Raw genomic sequence first — 22,029 nt, 5'->3', positions numbered from 1 at the left:
CACGGCTCCGGCCGCACGCGGGCCCTGCGCGGGGGCCCACCCGGGTGGGGGGGGGGGGGGGGGGGCCCCCCCCACGCCCCTTCTGTCACAGTTTTGTCGCACGAATCAATATTTACTCTGCTTTACTCTTGAATATGGACTGCAATATGGTCTTGTGCCCATGCGAACACCCCTCATCGCAGTAGGCCTCGGCCTGAGCGCCGTCCTGTTCATCGCGGGCACCGCGCAGGCCCAGCCGCAGGCGGCCCCCGCGCTGGCGCCGGTCGCGCAGGTGCAGGTCGCGCAGGCGGGCTTCCCCACCGTGCTGACCAAGAACAAGATCTACCGGTCCGGCGCGGTCGACCCGGTCGCCTGCTCGCCCGCCGAGCCGCGCGCGGGTAGCGCGGCCGCCGTCAAGAGCTACATGCTCAAGGTGTATCGCTGCGTCAACCAGATGTGGGCGCGGCAGTTCAAGGCGGTCGGCTGGACCTACCGGGTGCCGAAGGTGGTCATCAGGACCAGCGGCACCAAGACCGTGTGCGGCAAGCTCACCAAGACCTACCGGGCGCACTACTGCTCGCAGAACCAGACGATCTACGCGATTCTCCTGTCCGACGACGTCAAGGAGCCGTTCCCGCTGGTGCTGGCCAAGACCATGGCGCACGAGATCGGGCATCACGTGCAGCAGCGCGCCGGCATCCTGATGCCCTACTACAACCTGTCCTGGAAGGCCCGCACCAGGACCGCCAAGAACCTGCTCAGCCACCGGGTGGAGCAGCAGGCCGAGTGCTTCGCCGGGGTGTTCCTGAGCGCCGTGCAGGACTCGCTGCCGGTCGACTTCGTCGAGTGGGACCACATCAACACCTGGGCGGCCGAGCACGCCAGCGACACCTTGCACGGCAAGGGCCGCAACCAGGTCTTCTGGCTGGAGCGCGGCTTCGACGCCGGTTCCCCGGCCGCCTGCAACACCTGGGTGGTCTCCAACGCGCGCGTCGCTTAGGTAGCGATCCTGGCCAGCACTTCCAGGGGGTCGGCGAGCACTTGGGCGAAAGCCAGCTCGGCGGCCCCCACGATGGTGGCGTCGTCCACCAGCGCCGAGGTGCGCAGCCGTAACGACTCGCGGAAGGCCGCCAGGGTGCAGGTGTTGAGCCGGCTGCGCACCTGGGCGGCCGAGCCCAGGTAGATCTCTCGCAGGGTGCCCCCGAAGATCACGACCTCCGGGTTGAAGACGTTGACCAGGTTGGCCACCCCGAAGCCGAGCCAGTCGCCGACCCGGTGCAGCGCGTCCTGGGCGATGATGTCGCCCTTGTCGGCGGCCTCGACCACGGCCCTGATGCCGTCCCTGCCGCGCTCGCCCCGGGCCGAGCGGCCCGCGTGCTCCAGCAGGGCCCGCTCGCCGACCTCCGCCTCCAGGCAGCCGTGCGAGCCGCAGCCGCACAGCCGCCCGTCGGGGTTGACCACCGTGTGGCCGACCTCGCCGCCGTATCCGGAGACGCCGCCGAGCAGCTGGTTGTTGACGATGATGCCGCCGCCGATGCCGACGTCGCCGTGCAGGTAGATCAGGTCGCGGCAGCCGACGCCCAGGCCGCGGGTGTGCTCGGCCAGGGCGCCCAGGTTGGCGTCGTTGCCGACCGCGACCGGCAGGCCCAGGGCCAGTTTGCCGGAGAGCGCCTCGCCGAAGGGGGCGTCCTCCAGGCCGATGTTGGGGGCGAATCGCACCACGCCATCGGATTTCCGTACCGCACCGCAGAGGGCGGCGGCGGCGCCGACGCAGACCGTGTCCGGGCGGACCTTGCGCTGCATCTGCCGGGTGAACCCGGCCAGCGTCTCGACCACCTCGGTCATCTCGAAGGAGCCCCGCGAGGTGACCGCCTCGCGCCGGTCCAGGATCACGCCGCCGAGCCCGATCCGGGCGGCGACCAGCCGGTCCACGCCCACATCGAAGGCGAGCACGTAGAAGCGGCCCGACTCGGGCCGCACCACCAGGGACGGGCGGCCGGCCCGGCCGGTGTCCCTGGGCAGCTCCTCCCGGACCAGGCCGGCCGCGGTGAGGTCAGCGGTGAGCGCCATGATGGTGCTCCGGTTGAGTCCCATCCGGTTGGTCAGCTCGGCCCGCGACGTCGGGCCGCCCAGGTGCACGTGCCGCAGCAGGGTGCCCAGGTTGTGACGGCGGATCTCCTCCTGGGAGGGACCTGCGCGTAACATTCGTTCTGCCTCTGGTGCCGTTCGGGGGTCGGGTGTCGCGCTCACCCTATCGACGGCCGGAGGCGGACGCCCGCTTGCGGGACAGCGCGTCCACACCGGCGGACAGCAGCAGCACCGCGCCGGTGACGACATACTTGACGCTCGCGCTGTAGCCCATCAGGCCCATGCCGTTGATGACCACCGCGACCACCGCGCCGCCGAGCAGCGCGTCCAGCACCCGGCCCTTGCCGCCGAACAGGCTGGTGCCGCCGATCACGGCCGCGCCGACCGCGAACAGCAGCACGGTGCTGCCGCCGGTGTTGGGGTCCACCGAGTTGGCCCGCGAGGCGGCGATGATGCCGCCGATGGAGGCCATGAACGAGCAGATCACGAAGGCGGAGATGCGGATCCTGTCCACGTTGATACCGGCCCGGCGGGCCGCTTCCGCGTTCCCGCCGACCGCGTACACATGCCGTCCATAGGCGGTACGGCGGAGCACGAACGTCCACACGATGAGCAGCACCAGGATCACCGGCACCACGATCGGCACGCCGGTCAGCGAGATGATCGCCGGGTTGCGGCTGCGCTCCAGGTTGAGCACGTAGACCGCGAAGCCGGAGATGACCGCGAGCGCGCCGACCCGCACGGAGATGATGGCCAGGGAGTCGGCCACCAGGCCGCGCGCGGTCCGCCTGCGGGCCTGGGTCAGCTGGATGCCCGCGTAGACGACCACGCCGACGGCCAGCAGCACCCAGCCGAGCAGCGGGGACAGGTTGCCGTTGGCGACGGCCAGGATGGTCTCGTCGCGGATCGAGACGTTGGTGCCCTCGTCCAGCAGGATCAGCGCCACGCCCTGGAAGGCCAGGAAGGCGGCCAGCGTGACCACGAAGGACGGGATGCCCAGCTTGGCGACCAGCCAGCCGAGCACCAGGCCGATGAGCACGCCGGTCACCATCGCGGCCAGCACGGCCGTGTACCAGGGCCAGCCCTCGTTGGTGAGCAGCACCGCCATCACGGCCGCGCAGACGCCGCTGGCGAATCCGGCGGACAGGTCGATCTCGCCCAGCAGCAGGACGAAGACCAGGCCCATCGCGATCACGGTGACGCCGGCGCCCTGGGTGAACAGGTTGGCGAAGTTGATCGGCGACAGGAACGACGGGCTCAGCGAGGCGAAGACCGCGCACAGGACGACGAGGCCGATCACCGCGGGGAGCGCGCCGAGATCGCCGCCGCGCACCCGCTCGAAGTAGTCCCGGACCTGCGAGCCGATGGCCGGAGCGCTGGTCTGCTCGGGTCTGGTTGTCGTCGTCATGCGCTTGCTCCGTTGCCGGTTGGCAGGCCGAGCTCCCCGCTGCGTCCGGCCGTGATGAGTTCCACGATCTGGGAGTGCGTGACCTCGGAGGTCTTGACCTGGGCGGCCATCCGGCCGAGGTAGAGCGCCGCGATCCGGTCGGACACGGCGAAGACATCATTCATGTTGTGCGAGATGAGTACCACGGCCAGGCCGTTGTCGGCCAGCCTGCGGACCAGTTCGAGCACCTGCGCGGTCTGCGCCACGCCGAGGGCGGCGGTGGGCTCGTCCAGGATGACGACCTTGCTGTTCCACAGCACGGCCTTGGCGATGGCGACCGTCTGGCGCTGGCCGCCGGAGAGGCTGGAGACGTGCTGGCGAAGCGACTTCACCGTGCGCACCGAGAGCCCGGCCAGGGTCTTGGCGGCCATCTCCTCCATCGTGTCCTCGTCCAGCACCAGGCCGCTCTTGCGCTCCCGGCCGAGGAACATGTTCTGCACGATGTCGAGGTTGTCGCAGAGCGCGAGGTCCTGGTAGACGATCTCGACACCCATCGCGGCGGCGTCCCTTGGCCCGCTGACGTGGACCTTCTCGCCCTCGAAGAAATACTCCCCCGAGTCCATCGGGTGGATTCCGCCGATGCACTTCACCAGCGTGGACTTACCGGCTCCGTTGTCGCCGACAAGTGCGGTCACCTCTCCGGGATACACCGAAAAAGCGACATCGTGAAGGACCTGCACGGGGCCGAAGCTCTTGTCGATTCCGCGCAGTTCCAGGACGGGTGCCTGGGACATGGGCTCTCCTGGTTCCACAGTGGTACGGCTTGCGCCCTGCGTCATTGCGATGCTTCGCATCGCGGTTCGGATGCTCAACCCCGGTGTCTTCCCTCGTCGCTCCGCTCCTCAGTCCAGACACCGGCGCATCCTCACGAGGGCGCAAGCCGTACCAGATCGGAATGTGACTAGCTGATTCCGGCCTCAGTGCACTTGTCCGCGAAGTCGGCGGTGCAGACTTCTTCCTTGGTGACGAAGCCGTCGGCGATGACGTCCTTGACGCTGTCGAAGAAGATGGCCTTGGGCACCAGGAGCACGGCGGGGACGTCCGCGCCGGTCTCGGTGTCCTTGACGGTGCCGCTGGCGGCGGGCTTCTGGCCCTGGGCCAGGCCGATGGCGAGCGCGGCGGTGGCGTCGGCCTCCTGCTTGACGGCCTTGTAGACGGTCATGCACTGGTCACCGGCGAGGATGTTCTGCAGACCCTGCACGGTGGCGTCCTGGCCGGTCACCGGGACCTTGCCGTTGAGCTTGTTCTTCTTCAGCACCGAGATGGCGGCGTTGCCGAGGCCGTCGTTGGCGGCCAGCACACCGGCGATCTTCGGCTCCTTGGTCAGCTGCTGCTCGAAGATCGTGCCGGCCTGGGCGTTGTCCCAGTCGGGCACGGCGTCGGCCGGACCGGCGACATACTCACCGGCGTCGTACTTCGGCTTGAGGACGCTCTCGTAGCCCTCCTTGAAGAGGGTGGCGTTGTTGTCGGTCGGCGAGCCGTGCAGCTCGGCCACGACCGGCTTCTCGGCGCCCATGTCGGTGAGGCACTTGACCAGGCCCTCACCCTGCAGCTTGCCGACGGCGGTGTTGTCGAAGCTGACGTAGTAGTCGGCGTTGCCGCCGAGGGTCAGGCGGTCGTAGTCGATGGTCGCGACGCCCTGCGCCTTGGCCTTGTCCAGGACGGCCTTGCCGGTGCCGCTGTCCAGGTTCACGATCGCCAGCACGGTGACGCCACCGGTGATCATCTGGTCGGCGATGGTCTGGAAGGCGGTCTTGTCGCCCTGCGCGTTCTGGATGTCGTACGCGACTCCGGCGGCCTTGAAGGCCTCTTCCAGGTACTTGCGGTCGGCGGTCTCCCACCGGGCCGAGGACTTGCTGTCCGGGAGGATGACGCCGATCTTGCCGGGCTTCGCGGCGGCGGCCGAGGAGGCGGGCGCGGCGCTGCTCGACGCACCCGTCTCACCGCTATCGCCCCCGCACGCGGTGAGGCCGAGGGAAAGTGCCGCGACCGCGGCGATGCTGAGGATCCCCTTGCGCATGATGCGTGGGTCCTTTCTCTGGCTGGGGGTCTATGGGGGGTGGGAGTCCATCACCGAAGTGGTGAATGTTGTTTGGGACAACGTAATCCAGGAGCAAAGGGGGAGGTAGACACAGGACGGTAACGTTTGTTGTCTGCGGTAACAATGAAGAAACATAGGACAAGCCAACCTTTACCCGCCACGTCCACCCCCCGGTCACCTACCAGACCTTCCCGGTTAGCCATCAGGTCACGCTGGGTAATCGAAACCTCTTGCGAACGTAATCGGCTTCCGTGTATGGTTCTCTTGTAGCCAAGCGTGTAGATGGATCTGTAGATCAGATGTAGACCAGTGGGAATTGGGTGCGTAGCCTCGTGCTTATGAGCACTGAGCAGAAGACGACGACGATCCGGGTCAACGTCATTACTCGCGACAAGATCGCGCAATTCGCACACGAGGAAGGCAGACCCATGACCGAAGTGCTCGAAACCGCCATCAAGGACTACGAAAAGAAGAAGTTCTGGGCGAAGGTCGGCGAGCAGATGGAACGGACCAGACGCGAAGATCCCGAAGGCTGGGCCGAATATCTGGCCGAGTTCGAGATCTGGCAGGGGCCTCCGTCCGGCCGCATCGCGCCCGAGTGGGAGGGCCTGATCGATTTCCCGGAAGGGTTCGACGAATCGGACTGGACCGGCAAGAAGAACGAGGAGGCGAATGAGGGTCCAGCAGGGTGACATCTGGTTCACCGATCTCGGTGTGCCCAGGGGCACGGAGCAGGGATCTGCCCGCCCAACCCTGATCATCAGCAACGACGGATTCAACCGGATAAGCCAGGGGCTCGTCGTCGTGGTGCCACTGACGACACGAGATCGTGGATGGGATACCCATCTCCCGATCCGCGTAGGTAAGACCGGACTGAGGCAGGACAGCTGGGCCATGCTTCAGCAGGTGCGGTCAGTCTCGGTGGAACGATTCAAGTTCCGAATCGGGCATGTGTCGAACAAGACGCTCGATGAGGTCGTCGAACTCCTCAGCGAGTTGTTCTAATGCGCTCTGCCGCTTCCACCATCACCGCATGCGCCCGCGGCACAAGGGGTGAATGACGGGAGCGGGCGGAGCCCGAAGGAGAAACAACGGGCTGGGCGTGTGGGGACAACCACCGGAATCCCAGTTCCCGCTCTATGACGGCAATCACGGCGATGGCGGGGGCGGGCGGAGCCCGGAGGAATCAATGGGCTGGGTGGGTGGGAGAACCACCGCAAGCGAAGAGAACCGCCCACAGGGTTGCCGGTGGGCGGTTCTCGGGTTTTGCGTTAGTTCTTGGCGAGGAGCGAGCGGAGGACGTACTGCATGATGCCGCCGTGGCGGTAGTAGTCGGCTTCGCCTGGGGTGTCGATGCGGACGATGGCCTGGAAGGTGATGTCGCCGGCGGTGACGGTGACCGTGGTTGGGGTCATGCCCTTGTTGAGTTCCTCGACGCCGGTGATGTCGAAGGTTTCCTCGCCGGTGAGGCCGAGGGTTTCGGCGGTTTCGCCGTCGGGGAACTGGAGTGGGAGCACGCCCATGCCGATCAGGTTGGACCGGTGGATGCGCTCGTAGGATTCGGCGATGACCGCGCGGACGCCGAGCAGGGCGGTGCCCTTGGCGGCCCAGTCGCGGGAGGAGCCGGAGCCGTACTCCTTGCCGGCCAGGACCACCAGCGGAACGCCCGCGGCCTGGTAGTTCTGGGCGGCGTCGTAGATGAAGGCCTGCGGGCCGCCCCACACGGTGAAGTCGCGGGTGTAGCCGCCCTCGACCCCGTCCAGCAGCGTGTTGCGCAACCGGATGTTGGCGAAGGTGCCCCGGATCATGACCTCGTGGTTGCCCCGGCGCGAGCCATAGGAGTTGAAGTCCTTGACCTCGACGCCGTTCTCGCGCAGGTAGTCGGCCGCCGGAGTCCCCACCTTGATCGAACCCGCCGGCGAGATGTGGTCGGTGGTGACCGAATCGCCCAGCTTGGCCAGCACCCGCGCACCGGAAATATCCGACACAGGCTCCGGCGACGCCGGCATGCCCTCGAAGTAGGGCGCCTTCCGCACATACGTGGACGCCGGATCCCACTCGAAGGTGTTCCCCGTCGGAATGGGCAGCGACCGCCAGTGCTCGTCACCCTTGAACACATCGGCGTAGTCCCGCAGGAACATGTCCTGCCCGATCGAGTCCGCGACCACCCGCGCGACCTCGTCCGGCTCAGGCCAGATGTCCTTCAGGAACACCGGCTGCCCATCCGCGCCGTTCCCCAGCGGCTCGTTGTTGAGGTCGATGTCCATCGTCCCCGCCAGCGCGTACGCGACGACCAGCGGCGGCGAGGCCAGATAGTTCATCTTGACATCCGGATTGATCCGGCCCTCGAAGTTCCGGTTCCCCGACAGCACAGCCGTGACCGCGAGATCGTTGGCCTGCACAGCCGCCGAGATCTCCTCCGGCAACGGCCCGGAGTTCCCGATACAGGTCGTGCACCCGTACCCGACCAGGTTGAACCCGATCTTGTCCAGATAAGGCTGCAGCCCCGACCGCTCGAAGTACCCGGTCACCACCTGCGACCCCGGCGCGAGCGAGGTCTTCACCCACGGCTTGCGGGTCAACCCCTTCTCAACCGCGTTCCTGGCCAGCAGGGCGGCCCCGAGCATCACATACGGGTTGGAGGTGTTGGTGCACGAGGTGATCGCCGCGATCGTCACCACCCCGTGGTCGATCTCGAACGAGGTCCCGTCCGCGAGCGTGACCGGCACTTTCCGGTGCGGCCGGGAACCGTTCAGCGCCGCCGGATGCGGCTGGTCGCCGTTGCCGTCATGCGAGATCGCCGGGGAGTCGGAGGCCGGGAAGGACTCATCCGACGCCTCGTCAATCGGGCCGAGCGCGACAAACGGGGTGTCGACCGGGACGTAGTCCTTGACGGCCGACCGCCAGGCCCGCTTGGCGTCGGTGATCGCGATCCGGTCCTGCGGCCGCTTCGGCCCCGCGATGGACGGCACCACGGTGGCCAGGTCGAGCTCGATGTACTCGGAGAAGACCGGCTCCGGCGCGGCCGGGTCCAGCCAGAGCCCCTGCTCCTTGGCGTAGGACTCGACCAGCGCGACCTGCTCGGCCGGCCGGCCGGTGAGCGTGAGGTAGTCGATGGTCTGCCCGTCGATCGGGAAGATCGCGCAGGTGGAGCCGAACTCCGGGCTCATGTTGCCGATCGTGGCCCGGTTGGCCAGCGGCACGCTGGTCACGCCCTCGCCGTAGAACTCGACGAACTTGCCGACCACGCCGTGCTTGCGCAGCATCTCGGTGATGGTGAGCACCAGGTCGGTGGCGGTGGCCCCGGCGGGCAGCTTGCCGGTCAGCTTGAAGCCGACCACCCGCGGGATCAGCATCGAGATGGGCTGCCCGAGCATGGCGGCCTCGGCCTCGATGCCGCCGACCCCCCAGCCGAGCACGCCGATGCCGTTCTCCATCGTGGTGTGCGAGTCGGTGCCGACGCAGGTGTCGGGGTAGGCCTTGCCGTCGCGGATCATCACGACCCGGGCCAGGTGCTCGATGTTGACCTGGTGCACGATGCCGGTGCCGGGCGGCACCACCTTGAACTCGTCGAAGGCGGTCTGCCCCCAGCGCAGGAACTGGTAGCGCTCGTGATTCCGCTCGTACTCCCGCGTGACGTTGCGCCCGAACGCGTCCGGCGAGCCGAAGTAGTCGACGATGACCGAGTGGTCGATGACCATCTCGGCCGGGGCCAGCGGGTTGATCCTGGCCGGGTCGCCGCCCAGGTCGCGCACGGCCTCCCGCATGGTGGCCAGGTCGACCACGCACGGCACGCCGGTGAAGTCCTGCATGATCACCCGGGCCGGGGTGAACTGGATCTCCACGCTGGGCGCGGCCGACGGGTCCCACTGGCCGAGCGCGGTGATGTGCTCGGCGGTGATGTTCGCGCCGTCCTCGGTGCGGAGCAGGTTCTCCAGCAGGATCTTCAGGCTGTACGGGAGGCGCTGCGACCCCTCGACGGCGGCCAGCCGGTAGATCTCGTACGACGCGTCGCCGACGCGCAGCGTGTCACGGCTGCCGAAGCTGTTCGCGGACACGAAGTCTCGCCTCCCCAAGGGTTCTTGTCCTAAGTCGCTCTCGCATCTTCCCGCACCGCCCGATCGCACCGGTCAGTTAGGTTCGCCTAACCACGAGAGCGGAAGATGTCTCGACACCAAGATATCTCGACATCAAGCTACCCGCTGGTAACACCCAGGCGTAAGAACAACAAAACGACCACGGCGACCGACAAGACCGGGGCAAGAATGTTCAGCTCGAACTTCTTCCCGGTCTTGAACCCGATGTCGTACGGCAAGAGCCACTTACCCGGAATCGGCCAGAGCACCGGGCACCCACGCTCCGTCAGGCAATCCCCCAGCACATGGACGAAACACCCGATCCCAATCGCGAACCCCAGCCAGGCATACTGCACCCCCAACGTCAGGAAGGTCGCGAAAAGCCCAGCCGTCAGCCCGATGTTGACCAGCGCCGACGTCAGCTTCTTCCCCGGCACCCCGATCCCGATGGCACGCAAGGCCAGCCCGATGGCCAGCACGACCATGATGTCCCGCCCGATCGGAAAATTCTGCGCCAGGAAGTGCGCCCCCACCCCCATCCCCACCGCGAACAGCAACGAGTGCGTGGCATGCCGATGCCCCCCACTGATCACGTTGACCACCTTGCTCAAGGCCCACGTGACCGGCCCGAACGTCTGAGCGATGGTCGCACTCGGATGATCGAGGTCAGGCAGCATGGCCGCCCCCGCACAGATCAGCGCTCCCGCCACCAACTCGGCCGGAGTCAGCGCCGACCCCACCACAGACGCCAATTCAGGCGCGACAATCCCGGGCAGAGCCACCAATCCCGGAGCGACACCCAGCCACACCACGGCTCCACTGAGCGCGTGCGAATGCCCCATCATGCGTAGATCACGACCCCGGATGCTACGCCAAAGGTCCGACAAAATTTGCGTACGCGCCCGGCGTGTCACGCACCCGTTCCCAGCCCCGCCTCCCGCGCCCGCGCGATCACCTGGGACCGATCCGCCACCTGCAGCTCGGCGAAGATCGCCGAGATGTGATTGCGCACGGTCTTGCCCGACAGGAACAGCCGACGCGCGATCTCCCCGTTGGACCGCCCGGCCGCGACCAGATCGAGCACCTCGCGCTCCCGATCGGTCAACACCGGGAACGGCCGACCGGCCCGGCCCCCGCGCCGGTCGGCGGCGAGCACCTCAAGCACCCGCCCGGCGACATCCGCCCCGAAGGCCACATCCCCGGGGGCGACCGCCCGCACCGCGCTCATGATCCGCTCCCCCGACGCATCTTTCACCAGGTAGCCACGCGCTGGTATTCGGCTTCCGCTTCCAGCGGCGATGCGTTAGTGTGTTCGAGTCGTGACGGTGTGTAGCCGACCCGGGAGGAGACTTGGGGTGAGGTTGCGCTATAACTACCGGCTCTACCCCGATTCCTCCCAGCGTCAGGCGCTGGCCCGGTTGTTCGGGTGTGTCCGGGTGGTGTGGAATGACGCGCTGGCAATGCGCAAAGCCGCCCGCAAGGCCAGGCTGCCCTGGATCGGCGGCGGGGATCTGCAAAAGATCTGTATCACTGCGGCGAAACGGACGCCGGAGCGGGAGTGGCTGGGTGAGGTGCCCTACGTCCCGTTGCAGCAGTCCTTGCGAGACCTGGACGTGGCGTACAAGAACTTTGGCCCGACTGCAGCGGGACCTGTCCCGGAAGGAAAAGGGGAGCAAGAACAGGGAGAAAGTGCGGATCGCGGTAGCCCGCCAGCACGCCAAGGTGGGCGACGCGCGCCAGGATTTCCTGCACCAGACCAGCACGTCGATCATCCGTGAAAACCAAACGGTCGTGATCGAAGATCTGGCGGTGCGAGGGCTGGCCCGCGGTCGGCTGGCAAATTCGGTGAACGACGCGTCCTGGGGTGCGTTCCGTACGCTGCTGGGTGGGAAGGCGGCCCGCTATGGACGGACGTTCATCTCGGTCGACCGCTGGTTTCCCTCCTCCCAGCTGTGCCCGTGTTGCGGCCGGCGGAACGGGCAAGCACCGCTGCGGGTGCGGGAGTGGGACTGCCCGTCCTGCGGGGAGCACCACGACCGCGACCTGGCCGCCGCACTCGACATCCTGGCCGAAGGCCTCCGCCTGCGCGCGCAGGCCGAGGCGACCGCCGCCGGGGGAAGGCCGGGCAAGGAGATGGTGGCCGCCGGGCTGGCGGACACTCAAAACGACTGTGGAGGGCGGGTAAGACCCGCGTGGCGTAGCAGAAGCAGTAAGGACCTCACGGCGACGTGGGGAATCCTCGGCGTTCACGCCCGGGGAGGATGCCAAAGACGGGGTTGTTCCGCTCCAAGAGCACCCCCCAGCCCTCTCAGAGCAGAACAACCCCGTCTGAGTGAGATAACGGTGCGGTATCGGTGCATGTTCCCAGGCGCCCAAGAATTTCCAGTGACCTGCATCACATCTTGCCACGTTAGAATGTTCGCGATATATCTTTGAAGCATCGAGAACATTCACGACAGGAGGGGACATGACGTCCGCAGACGCGATGGGCGGGGCTTGGGGCCCTGCCCGGGAGATTCATCGAGAGATGCGCAAGAACCTGAGGGACGCCGCGCGGGTCATGGCCGCGGCGTGGCAGCACGATCAGCGGTCGGAGGGGCACGGGCCGCACGAGCACCGGCAGCGGGGGCACCGGCACGGCTGGGGCGGGTTCGGGCCCGGTGGGCCGTTCGGGCCGCCCGGGTTCATGTTCGGCGGGCGCGGCGGCGGCTTCGGGCGGGCTCGTAAGGCCAAGCGCGGGGATGTCAGGGCCGCGATCCTCGCGCTGCTGGCGGAGGAGCCGCGCAACGGCTACCAGATCATCCAGGAGATCGCCGAGCGCAGCCAGGGCGGCTGGAAGCCGAGCCCGGGCGCGGTCTACCCGGCGCTGCAGCAGCTCACCGACGAGGGTCTGGTGCGCGCCCAGGAGGTGGACGGCCGCAAGACCTTCCAGCTCACCGAGGCCGGGCAGGCCTACATCGCCGACCACCCGCAGGAAGTGCGGGCGCCGTGGGAGGAGATGACGCCGGACATCGGCGACGACGTGCACGAGCTGTTCGACCTGTCCCGGCAGGCCGCCTCCGCGCTGTTCCAGATCGCCCAGGGCGGCACGGACGGCCAGGTGCGGCAGGCCAAGCAGATCCTGGCCGAGACCAGGCGCAAGCTCTACCAGGTGCTGGCCGACGGCGACCCGGACGAGGAGTGATCCGCGATGGCCGCTGACGGGTTCGCGCCTACTAATGGGAAAGTTGCTAAATGGACTGCCACTACGGTCCTGACCAGGCACGACAGTGGGGTGGCAGGCTGATGAGCAGGTTTCCCGTTAGTAAGGATCTCCGGATCGGGGATCGGGAGCGAGACCAGGTGACCCAGGCCCTGCACGACGCGTTCGCGCAGGGCCGGATCACCCGGGAGGAGCTCGACGAGCGTTTGGAGACCACGCTGACCGCCCGGACGGCGGGCGACCTGAAAACCGTGCTGTCCGATCTGGTCGCTCCGGACGATCCGGCGAATCCGGTGCTTCCCCGGCGTGAGCCGTACGCCTATCGCGGCGATCTGGCCACCTGGGGACACCACTACGCCCATCACCAGGCCATGGCCCAGCGGCACGCCGAGCGGCGGGCTCAGCGGCGGGCGCACTGGGAGGCACACCGGCAATCCGGGCGGCGGTCGGGGCGGCCCCCGTTCGTGCCGATGATCCTGGCGTTCGCGCTGGTGGCCGGGATCGCGACCGGGTCCATTTTCGTGGTGTTCAAGGTGGCGCTGGTCATCTGGCTGGGCGCGATGGTGTTCGGGATCGCGAGGCACCGACGATCACACCGCTGATTTCCCCATATATCGGGATTTGGGTCTTGACGCGTTATTGAGGCCAATCAACGATCAATCCGGCGCCTTCGGGATAACCGCATAGGGGAGGCACGTCGGTGCGAGACACACGCCGGAGTGACGACACGTTCGCGCGGATCCGCGAGGCCGACGGGGTGACCATGGACCGGATCACCTACAGCGCCGACTTCTCCGGCGTGTACCGGGAGATGGAAGGCGTGCTCTGGAAGCTGGAGCGCGCCCAGTACTTCTACGAGCCCTACTCCAAGAGCTGGGTGGCCTGGGCCGAGGGCGACTGGGAGCTCGCCCTCGCCCTGATCGAGGCCGCCACCGCCGAATACGAGGCCGACCTCTCCCCGCGCGTGGAGCTCCGGCGGCTCCGCATCGTCGAACGTCCGCTCAGCCCGTACCTCGAATGGGAGTTACGCGTGCTGGCGGCCCGGGCGAGCGCGGGCGAGAAGGTCCGGGTCCTGGACGCGGAAGCCGTACACCACCTGGAACGGGACCGCCCCCTGCCGGAACTGCTGATCCCGGCCGGCGACCTGATGTACGAGATCCTCTACGACCAGGGCGGCGCCCACGTCGGCGGGCGCAGGATCGGCGACCGCGCGATCATCGAGCCCTGCCTGACCCTGCTCGCCGACCTGTACGACCAGGCCGAGGAGCTACCGGCTACCCCATCTCCTCAAGCGCGCGCCCCTTGGTCTCTTTGACGAAGAAGCTCACGAAAACCAAGGAGAGCACCGCGAATACGGCATATCCCAGATAGGTCAGCGCGAGGTTCCAGTGCGACAGCGCCGGGAACGTCACGGTGATCAGCCAGTTCGCGAGCCACTGCGCCGCGGCGGCGACGGAGAGAGCGGCGGCCCTGATCCGGTTCGGGAACATCTCCCCCAGCAACACCCAGACGACCACACCCCACGACAGCGCGAAGAACAGCACGAAGACGTTGGCCGCGACCAGCGCCGCCGCGCCGGGGACGCCCGCCAGCGTCACGCGGCCCGCGACCTCGTGGGCGTAGCCGAACGCCCAGGACGCGACCGCCAGCGAGGCGGCCATCCCGGCCGAACCGGCGAGCAGCAGGGGGCGGCGGCCGATCCGGTCCACCAGGGCGATGGCGATGAAGGTGCCGATGATGTTGATGATCGAGCTGGAGAAGCTGATCAGCAGCGAGCCGGCCTGGGTGACGCCCACCGACTGCCACAACACCGACGAGTAGTAGAAGATCACGTTGATGCCGACGAACTGCTGGAAGACCGACAGGACGATGCCGACCCAGACGATCGGCAGCAGCCCGAGCAGGGCCCCGCGCAGGTCGGACAGGCGCGGCAGGCGCTCGGCGCGCAGCACGCCCTCGATCTCGGCCAGCCGCCGGTCCAGGTCCGCGTGCTCACCCTCGACCTCGCGCAGCACCGCGCGGGCCCGCTCGCCGCGGCCGATCATGACCAGGAACCGGGGCGACTCGGGGATGATCAGCGCGAACGCCAGGTAGGCCAGCGCCGGGACCAGGCACGCGCCCAGCATCCACTGCCAGGCCTGCAGGCCGCCCAGCAGGTAGTTCACCTCGCCCCCGGCCCACCGCGCGACCCCGTAGTTGACCAGCTGGGACACCGCGATGCCGAGCACGATGGCCAGTTGCTGGAACGAGCCGAGCCGCCCCCGGTAGGCGGCCGGGGCGACCTCGGCGATGTACGCGGGGCCGATCACCGACGCCATGCCGATGGCGACCCCGGCCAGCAGCCGCCAGAACGCCAGGTCCCAGATGGCGAACGGTAACATCTGCCCGATCGAGCTGACCGCGAACAGGGCCGCGGCCACCTGCATGGTCCTGGTCCGCCCCCAGCGGTCCGCGATCCGCCCGGCGAACCAGGCGCCGGCGGCCGAGCCGAGCAGGGCGATCGCCACCACGAACCCGATCTCGACAGGACCGACGTGGAAGTGCCGCTGGATTCCGACGACGGCGCCGTTGATCACCGCGCTGTCGTAGCCGAACAGGAACCCGCCGATGGCCGCCGCCGCGGCCACGAACACGACATGACCGAGGTGTTCGGGTCGCCCCCGAACCGCTGGTCCCCCCATGTCCCGATATCTGCCCAATGAATACAGAAAGTCACGCCAAGTTACACTCAGTCGATTCGGATGCGACTTTTATTGCATATCGAACAGATCTGCACATGAATACGGCCGATCTGTTCGGCATCCCGCCAGTCATGCCGGAAATGGAACCATTTTCTGCCTGGACCAGCCACCGGCCCGCCCCGTCGCCGCCGGCGCCGCCACCACCAACCGCCACCCGTTTGGTTCATGAGTGATCGCACGCTCACGCTCTGTTGCCTGACTCGATCGTAAGGCTAATTGCGGGCAGCGTCTCGTGCGGAACTTGCCGTTTTCTTGGCCGAATGTTGACGCGTGATCAACGCGGCGGCTCAGAGCCGGGGGTCCACCGGTTCCGACTCCATCGCCAGCACGGCGAAGACCGGCTCGTGCACCCGCCAGAGCGGCTCGCCGTCCGCCAGCCTGGCCAGCGCCTCAAGCCCGAGCGCGTGCTCCCGCAAGGCCAGCGAGCGTTTCCGGCCGAGGAAGCGCCGCCGCAGCACGTCCAGGGACTGGGTGTAGTCGGGGCCGTAGATGATCCGCAGGTACTCCCGGCCGCGGACTTTCACCCCAGGCTGCACCCGGCCCTCCGGCCGCTCCACCGGCTTGACCACCATGCCCTCCCCACCGGCCGAGGTCAGCACCTCCCACCAGTCGACGGCGTGCTGCCGGGACTCCGCCGAGTCGAGATCCACGTACACGTGCCTGGTCGGCTGGACCAGCGGCGCGTCGATCCTGGCCAGCTGGTCCAGGTGCCAGTCATGCGGATGTTGTACGGCTGTCGCCCGGCCCTCGGCGGCGAGGATCTGGAACGGAGCGAACCGCACGCCGTCCAGGCCCGAGACCGGCCAGCAGTAACGCGCATAGGCGTCCCGGAATCGGGCAGCGTTGTCGAGGCGGCGTCGGGCGCGGTCCAATGCCGAACCCACATCCAACCCGCGCCCGGCCGCCGCCTCCAGCGCCGTCACGACCTCGGGCAGCGCGGTCCTGGCGGCGGCGCCGACCGAGGCGTACTGGCTGCGGATCAGGCTTTCCGCCTTGGCCGACCAGGGCAGCAGCTCGCCGTCCAGCACCAGCCAGTCGGTGCCGAGCTCGGCCCAGAGCGGCGCCACGGCCGCGCGCAGGCCGTCCACCAGCTCGGTCGTGAGCGTGTCGAAGAACGGGCGGCCGGTCCGGGTGTAGACCATGCCGGTGCCGCCGTCGGCCACGCCGAAACGTTTCTCGGCCGCCTCCGGCGTTCTGGCCAGGACGGCGACCGCCCGGGAGCCCATGTGCTTCTCCTCGCACACCACCCGGGTGACCCCGGCGGCGGCGAACTCGGCGAACGCCTCCGCCGGGTGCTCCAGGTAGCCGTCCAGCTGCGAGGTCTCCGGCGGGGCCATGGTCGGCGGCAGGTAGACCAGCCAGCGGGGGTCCACCGCGAACCTGCTCATGATCTCCAGCGCGGCGGCGGCGTTCTCCTCCCTGACCCGGATCGTGCCGGCGAAGCGGGTTTCCACGAAACGGTTCCCGCGCACGTCGCCGATGTCGAGGGCGGCCGGGTCGCGCTGCCTGGCCGGCGCCAGCGGGCGGGTCGGCTCGTACCAGACCCGCTCGGCCGGGACGGAGACCAGCTCGCGCTCGGGGTAGCGGAGCGCGGTCAGTTGCCCGCCGAAGACGACGCCGGTGTCCAGGCAGATCGTGTTGTTGATCCATTCGGGCTCGGTGGTGGGAGTGTGGCCGTAGACGACCATGGCGCGGCCGCGGTAGTCCTCGGCCCAGGGGTAGCGGACGGGCAGGCCGTATTCGTCGGTTTCGCCGGTGGTGTCGCCGTACAGGGCGAAGGCGCGGACCCGGGCGGAGGCGCGGCCGTGGAAGGGCTCCTTGAGCCCGGCGTGGGCGACGACCAGCTTGCCGTCGTCGAGCTGGTAGTGGCTGATCAGGCCGTCCATGAACGTCTTGGCGGCGGCGACGAAGGCGGGGTCGGCCTCGCCCAGCTGGGCCAGCGACTCCTCCAGGCCGTGCGCGACCCTGACCTTGCGGCCGTTCAGGGCGCGCACCAGCTTCTGCTCGTGGTTGCCGCAGACGCACAGCGCCGTACCGGCCTCGACCATGCCCATGACCCGGCGCAGCACGCCCGGCGTGTCCGGACCCCGATCGACCAGATCACCGACGAACACGGCGGTACGGCCCTGCGGATGCCTGCCGTCCACATAACCGAGGGTGGTGAGCAGGGTCTCCAGCTCGGAAGCGCAGCCGTGCACGTCGCCGATGATGTCGAAGGGGCCGGTCAGGTGCTTGAGGTCGGTCCAGGCGGGTTCGAGGGTGATCGTGACGTTGTCGATCTCGTCGCCGCGCAGCACGTGCACCCGGCGGAAGCCGTCCCGGGAGATCTTACCGAGCGAGCGCCGCAGGTCCTTGCGCTGGCGGGTGATCACGTGCGGGCCGAAGTCGCGGTCGGGGCGGGTGGAGTTCCGCTCGATCGCCACCTCCTCGGGCACGTCCAGCACGATCGCGTCCACCAGGACGTTGTGCGCCTTGGCCAGCGCGACCAGTTGCTGGCGGGCCTCGAACTGCACGCTGGTGGCGTCGACCACGGTGAGCAGGCCGCGCCTGAGCCGGGTGCCGACGATGTAGTGCAGCACGTCGAAGGCGTCCGGGGTGGCCGACTGGTCGTTCTCGTCGTCGGCGACCAGGCCCCGGCAGAAGTCGGAGGAGATCACCTGGGTGGGGTGGAAGTGTTTGCGGGCGAACGTGGACTTGCCGCTGCCGGAGACGCCGACCAGCACGATCAGCGACATGGCGGGCACGCCGATCTGGCGGAGGGTCGGCTGCTCGTTGAGCGTTTTGTCAGACATCGCCGCCTCCCGCGGTGAAGATCGCCATCTGGGTGGGCGGGCCGAGTTCGGGGTCGTCCTCGCCGACCGGGCGGTAGTCGACCTGGTAGCCGTACCGGGCGGCGACGGCGGTGGCCCAGTGGCGGAACTCGGCGCGGGTCCACTCGAAGCGGTGATCGGGGTGGCGCATGCCGGTGAGGGTCTCGTAGCGCACGTTGTACTCGGCGTTCGGGGTGGTGACGATCACGTGGCCCGGCTTGGCGCCGCCGAAGACGACCCGCTCGAGGGCGGGCAGGCGGGGTGGGTCGAGGTGCTCGACCACCTCCATCAGGACGGCGGCGTCGTAGCCCGCGAAACGGCTGTCGCCGTAGGTGAGCGAACCCTGGAACAGGTCGAGCCTGGCGCGTCTGGCGTCGGACATGCGGTCCAGCTTGAGCTTGCGCGCGGCCAGGGTCAGCGCGTGCGCGGAGACGTCCACTCCGGCGATCTTCGTGATGGTCTTGTTCGCGAGCAGGGCGTTGACCAGCTGGCCCGAGCCGCAGCCGAGATCGATCACCGTTCTGGCGCCGACGTCGTCCAGCGCGGCCAGCACCGCCTCCCGCCGCAGCACGTTCAGCGGCGCCGGCCGGTCGGGCGTTGGTTCGCCGCCGGGCTCCTCGGCCGTGTGCTCGGCTGATTCCTCGGCTGATTCCTCGCCTGGCGTCGCCTCTGCCGGGGACTCGGTGACCTCTTCCTCAATCGGGGGCTCCAGGGCGTCTTCGAGGTCGTCGCCGACCTCGGCCAGCCGGGCCAGGGCCGCGCGGGTCAGGGCGGTGCGCCGGGTGAGGTAGCGGCGGGTGATCAGTCCCCGGTCGGGGTGCGCGGCCAGCCAGCCTTCGCCCGCGCGGATGAGCTTGTCGACCTCGTCGCTGGCCACCCAGTAGTGCTTGGCGTCGTCGAGCACGGGGAGCAGCACGTACAGGTGGTTGAGGGCGTCCGCGAGGCGGACTTCGCCGCGCAGCGTAAGCCGTACATATCGGGAATTTCCCCATTCGGGGAACCCCTCATCGAGCGGTACGGCTGCCGCCTCCACCTGCCAGCCGAGCGGCTCGAACAGCCGGTGGGCGAGCTCGACGCCGCCGTGCCGGCAGGGCAGCGCGGGCAGGGAGATCTCCAGCGGGATGGCCTGCTCGGGCAGCTCGGGACGGGCGGCGCAGCGGCCCGCCCGCGCGGTCCTGAACACCTCGGCCATCGCCGAGGCCAGCAGCGACGACGCGGCGTACGGGCGGTCGTTGACGTACTGGCCGAGCGAGAAGTCCGGCGAGGAGGCGCCCCGCGAGCGGACCAGCCGGATCGGGTCGACGTCCAGCAGGAGCGCCGCCGTGCACCGCTCGTCGCCCGCCTCCGGGTAGAAGACCTGGGCCGTCCCGAAGGATTGGGAGAACTCCTGCACTTTGTCCGGATGTTTGTGCAGGAGAAAGCCAAGGTCAGTGGCCGGGCGATGAGTGGTGGAGATCGTCAGCAACACATAGGCAAGTTTGCCGTATATGTCCGGCAGGCTCGCCAGGTTTATACGTGCGGCAGGAGTTCGGCCGCGATCAGTTCCAGGTGGTCGAGGTCGCCCAGGTCGAGGAACTGCAGGTACAGGCGTTCCGCGCCCAGGTCGCGGAACTGGCTGATCTTGTCGAGGACCTCGGCCGGGGTGCCCGCCAGGCCGGCCGCGCGCAGGGCGCCGGGTTCTTCGCCGATGGCGGCGGCCCGCCGGACGTACTCGGCCTCGTTCGCGCCCACGCAGACGGTCTGCGCCGCGGACAGGATGATCGGCCGTCCCGCCAGGTCGCAGGCCGCGCGCACCCGGTGGAACGCCTCGCCGGTCTCTTCGAGATTCCGGAACGGGATGTTGTATTCGGTCGCGAAGGTCGCCGCCAGCCGGGGCGTGCGGCGGGCGCCCCCGCCGCCGATAATAATCGGCAACGGGCGCTGGACCGGCTTCGGCAGCGCCGGGGAGTCGCTCACCTGGTAGTGCTTCCCGGCGTAGGAGAACGCCTTCTCCGCTCCCCAGAGGCCGGTGATGATGTCGAGTTGCTCCTCCAGCATCTCGAACCGCTGCCCGATCGGCGGGAACGGGATCCCGTAGGCGGCGTGCTCCGCGTCAAACCAGCCGACGCCCATGCCAAGCTCGATCCTGCCGCCGCTCATCTGGTCGGCCTGGGCCACGCTGACGGCCAGCGGTCCTGGCAGCCGGAACGTCACCGGGGTCACCATCGTGCCCAGCCGGATCCGGGAGGTCTCCCGGGCCAGCGCGGCCAGGGTCAGCCAGGCGTCGGTCGAGCCGGGGCCCGGGTCGCCGGAGCCGATCCGCTGGTAGTGGTCGGAGCGGAAGAAGGCGTCGAAGCCGAGCCGCTCGGCGGCCTGGGCGACCGCCAGCAGATCGTCGTAGGTGGCACCCTGCTGGGGTTCGGTGAAGATCCTCAACTTCATCTCCCCATTATCCCCACCCGCCTCTTTCGGGGTTGCTAGGGTTCAACCTTCGTGCGCGGAATGTAGTCAGGCAACGACTCTCGGTGGTGGGGACATGGAGACGGCACGGCATGCCAGACCGGCGGGAACCCCGCCCAGGTCCGTTCTCGTGCTGGCCACGCTCACCCTGATCAGCGGCACGGCGACGGCCCTCTGGCTGCTCCCGGGCCGGGCGCTGACCTCGGCGGGAACCCCGGCGGCGCCGATCTCGGCCCAGCCGGCCGTGGGGGTGGGCTCCCCGCCCCCGGCCGCCGCCGCGCCCGCGCCCCGGGCTCCCGCCTACGTGGCGTTCGTGGACGCGGTCCGCGATCCCGCCTTCAACCTGCCCGACGCGGCTCGCAGGACCGGGGTGACCACCTACACGCTCGGCCACATCAGCTCGGGCGTCAGCGCCGCCTGCACGCCGACGTGGGGCGGGCAGGCCATGCCCACCCCCAACCCGCTGGTCGGCGGCCTCAACCGGCTGCGCGCCGAGGGCGGCGACGCCGGGGTGGCCTTCGGCGGGCCGGAGGGCCGGGAGCTCTCCGCCACCTGCGCCGATCCGGATCTCCTGCTGGCCGCCTATCGCAACGTGATCGCCACTTACCATCCGGCCGGCCTCGACTTCGAGGTGCACGACTCCAGCGACCCCGCCACCACCGCCCGCCGTGCCACGGCCATCGCCCGGCTCCAGCGCGAGTCCCGGGAGCGGGGCCGCCCGCTCGCGGTCACCTTCACCCTGCCCGCCTCCACGCTGGGCCTGACCCCGCAAGATCGCACGATGCTCTACCAGACCCGCCAGGCCGGGGCCGAGATCAGCACGGTCAACCTGCTGGTCCCGTTCCAGCCCGGCTCGGCGCGCAACGTCCGCCGCCTCCTGGTCGCCGCCCGCAGAACGCACGCCCAGCTGGGCTGGGCGCTCGGTACGGGTGAGCGCGCGAGTTGGCGGCGTATGGGCATGACCCCCCTGCTGGCCGACCCGCGGGACCTGACCCTGCTCGACGCCCAGCGCCTGGTCACCTTCCAGACCCGCTACAACCTGGCCTGGCTCTCCGTCCGCGGCGCCACCCCGACCGACGAAGTCTCCCGCGCCTTCAGCACCACCCCGACGACCCCGAATTTCGCCCAGGTCAACTAGGGGTGGTTGTCCCACCCACCCACCCTTTTGTTCAACCCGGGCTCCGCCCGCCCCCGCCATCGCCGTGG

At 68.8% G+C, this 22,029-nt stretch carries 19 protein-coding genes and 1 pseudogene; 9 read left to right on the top strand and 11 right to left on the bottom strand.

Annotated features, from left to right (window positions below; translation table 11 throughout):
- Positions 1-160 precede the first annotated feature (160 nt).
- A complete protein-coding gene (locus ABGB08_RS51795; protein ID WP_347607054.1) occupies positions 161-979 on the top strand; it encodes a neutral zinc metallopeptidase in 819 nt (272 codons plus the stop codon).
- Here ABGB08_RS51795 and ABGB08_RS51790 read toward each other — a convergent pair.
- From ABGB08_RS51790 to ABGB08_RS51775, 4 genes are all read right to left on the bottom strand, one after another.
- On the bottom strand, positions 976-2,184 hold the full coding sequence (locus ABGB08_RS51790) for an ROK family transcriptional regulator (RefSeq protein WP_347607051.1): 1,209 nt from the start codon (positions 2,182-2,184) through the stop codon (positions 976-978). The two genes, ABGB08_RS51795 and ABGB08_RS51790, sit on opposite strands and share 4 nt — an antisense overlap.
- Positions 2,185-2,230: 46 nt before the next feature.
- Positions 2,231-3,475 carry an ABC transporter permease gene (locus ABGB08_RS51785; RefSeq protein WP_347607048.1) on the bottom strand — a complete coding sequence of 415 codons (1,245 nt, stop codon included), beginning with the start codon at positions 3,473-3,475 and terminating at the stop codon, positions 2,231-2,233.
- Positions 3,472-4,248, bottom strand: a complete 777-nt coding sequence (locus tag ABGB08_RS51780; protein WP_155349820.1) for an ATP-binding cassette domain-containing protein — start codon at positions 4,246-4,248, stop codon at positions 3,472-3,474. Before ABGB08_RS51780 ends, ABGB08_RS51785 begins: the two co-directional genes overlap by 4 nt.
- 167 nt (positions 4,249-4,415) lie before the next feature.
- The gene (locus ABGB08_RS51775; RefSeq protein WP_347607045.1) at positions 4,416-5,534 is read right to left on the bottom strand and encodes a substrate-binding domain-containing protein; all 1,119 of its coding nucleotides are present in this window, start codon (positions 5,532-5,534) and stop codon (positions 4,416-4,418) included.
- Between the two features lie 359 nt (positions 5,535-5,893).
- Between ABGB08_RS51775 and ABGB08_RS51770 the strand changes: the two genes are divergently transcribed.
- Positions 5,894-6,247, top strand: a complete 354-nt coding sequence (locus tag ABGB08_RS51770; RefSeq protein ID WP_347607042.1) for a hypothetical protein — start codon at positions 5,894-5,896, stop codon at positions 6,245-6,247.
- Positions 6,228-6,560 carry a type II toxin-antitoxin system PemK/MazF family toxin gene (locus ABGB08_RS51765; RefSeq protein ID WP_347607039.1) on the top strand — a complete coding sequence of 111 codons (333 nt, stop codon included), beginning with the start codon at positions 6,228-6,230 and terminating at the stop codon, positions 6,558-6,560. Before ABGB08_RS51770 ends, ABGB08_RS51765 begins: the two co-directional genes overlap by 20 nt.
- A gap of 266 nt (positions 6,561-6,826) precedes the next feature.
- On the opposite strand, the gene ABGB08_RS51760 is transcribed toward ABGB08_RS51765, so the two are convergent.
- The 3 genes from ABGB08_RS51760 to ABGB08_RS51750 form a co-directional block, all read right to left on the bottom strand.
- Positions 6,827-9,613, bottom strand: a complete 2,787-nt coding sequence (locus ABGB08_RS51760; RefSeq protein ID WP_347607037.1) for an aconitate hydratase — start codon at positions 9,611-9,613, stop codon at positions 6,827-6,829.
- Between the two features lie 137 nt (positions 9,614-9,750).
- Positions 9,751-10,476 carry a metal-dependent hydrolase gene (locus ABGB08_RS51755; RefSeq protein ID WP_347607034.1) on the bottom strand — a complete coding sequence of 242 codons (726 nt, stop codon included), beginning with the start codon at positions 10,474-10,476 and terminating at the stop codon, positions 9,751-9,753.
- Between the two features lie 65 nt (positions 10,477-10,541).
- A complete protein-coding gene (locus tag ABGB08_RS51750; protein ID WP_347607031.1) occupies positions 10,542-10,859 on the bottom strand; it encodes a response regulator transcription factor in 318 nt (105 codons plus the stop codon).
- 91 nt (positions 10,860-10,950) lie between these two features.
- Here ABGB08_RS51750 and ABGB08_RS51745 point away from each other — a divergent pair.
- From ABGB08_RS51745 to ABGB08_RS51725, 5 genes and pseudogenes are all read left to right on the top strand, one after another.
- Positions 10,951-11,058 (top strand): annotated as a pseudogene (locus ABGB08_RS51745) (helix-turn-helix domain-containing protein); the annotation flags it as partial.
- Between the two features lie 19 nt (positions 11,059-11,077).
- Positions 11,078-12,067 (top strand): RNA-guided endonuclease TnpB family protein, encoded by a 990-nt coding sequence (locus ABGB08_RS51740; RefSeq protein WP_347607029.1) that lies wholly within the window; start codon positions 11,078-11,080, stop codon positions 12,065-12,067.
- A gap of 31 nt (positions 12,068-12,098) precedes the next feature.
- Positions 12,099-12,815, top strand: a complete 717-nt coding sequence (locus tag ABGB08_RS51735; protein ID WP_347607027.1) for a PadR family transcriptional regulator — start codon at positions 12,099-12,101, stop codon at positions 12,813-12,815.
- Between the two features lie 101 nt (positions 12,816-12,916).
- Positions 12,917-13,435, top strand: a complete 519-nt coding sequence (locus ABGB08_RS51730) for a DUF1707 domain-containing protein (protein WP_347607024.1) — start codon at positions 12,917-12,919, stop codon at positions 13,433-13,435.
- 98 nt (positions 13,436-13,533) lie between these two features.
- The gene (locus tag ABGB08_RS51725) at positions 13,534-14,148 is read left to right on the top strand and encodes a DUF6879 family protein (protein WP_347607021.1); all 615 of its coding nucleotides are present in this window, start codon (positions 13,534-13,536) and stop codon (positions 14,146-14,148) included.
- On the opposite strand, the gene ABGB08_RS51720 is transcribed toward ABGB08_RS51725, so the two are convergent.
- From ABGB08_RS51720 to ABGB08_RS51705, 4 genes are all read right to left on the bottom strand, one after another.
- A complete protein-coding gene (locus tag ABGB08_RS51720) occupies positions 14,108-15,514 on the bottom strand; it encodes a sugar porter family MFS transporter (protein ID WP_347607018.1) in 1,407 nt (468 codons plus the stop codon). The two genes, ABGB08_RS51725 and ABGB08_RS51720, sit on opposite strands and share 41 nt — an antisense overlap.
- A gap of 347 nt (positions 15,515-15,861) precedes the next feature.
- On the bottom strand, positions 15,862-18,366 hold the full coding sequence (locus tag ABGB08_RS51715; RefSeq protein WP_347607015.1) for a polynucleotide kinase-phosphatase: 2,505 nt from the start codon (positions 18,364-18,366) through the stop codon (positions 15,862-15,864).
- Entirely contained in the window at positions 18,359-19,852 is a 1,494-nt protein-coding gene (locus tag ABGB08_RS51710) for a 3' terminal RNA ribose 2'-O-methyltransferase Hen1 (RefSeq protein WP_347607012.1), read from the bottom strand. Before ABGB08_RS51710 ends, ABGB08_RS51715 begins: the two co-directional genes overlap by 8 nt.
- Positions 19,853-19,893: 41 nt before the next feature.
- A complete protein-coding gene (locus tag ABGB08_RS51705) occupies positions 19,894-20,805 on the bottom strand; it encodes an LLM class F420-dependent oxidoreductase (RefSeq protein WP_347607009.1) in 912 nt (303 codons plus the stop codon).
- Between the two features lie 94 nt (positions 20,806-20,899).
- Between ABGB08_RS51705 and ABGB08_RS51700 the strand changes: the two genes are divergently transcribed.
- Entirely contained in the window at positions 20,900-21,961 is a 1,062-nt protein-coding gene (locus ABGB08_RS51700; RefSeq protein WP_347607006.1) for a hypothetical protein, read from the top strand.
- Positions 21,962-22,029 lie beyond the last annotated feature (68 nt).

Source organism: Acrocarpospora sp. B8E8 (assembly GCF_039871605.1).
Lineage (GTDB): Bacteria > Actinomycetota > Actinomycetes > Streptosporangiales > Streptosporangiaceae > Acrocarpospora > Acrocarpospora macrocephala.
This window is presented reverse-complemented; position numbering and strand designations above follow the sequence as displayed.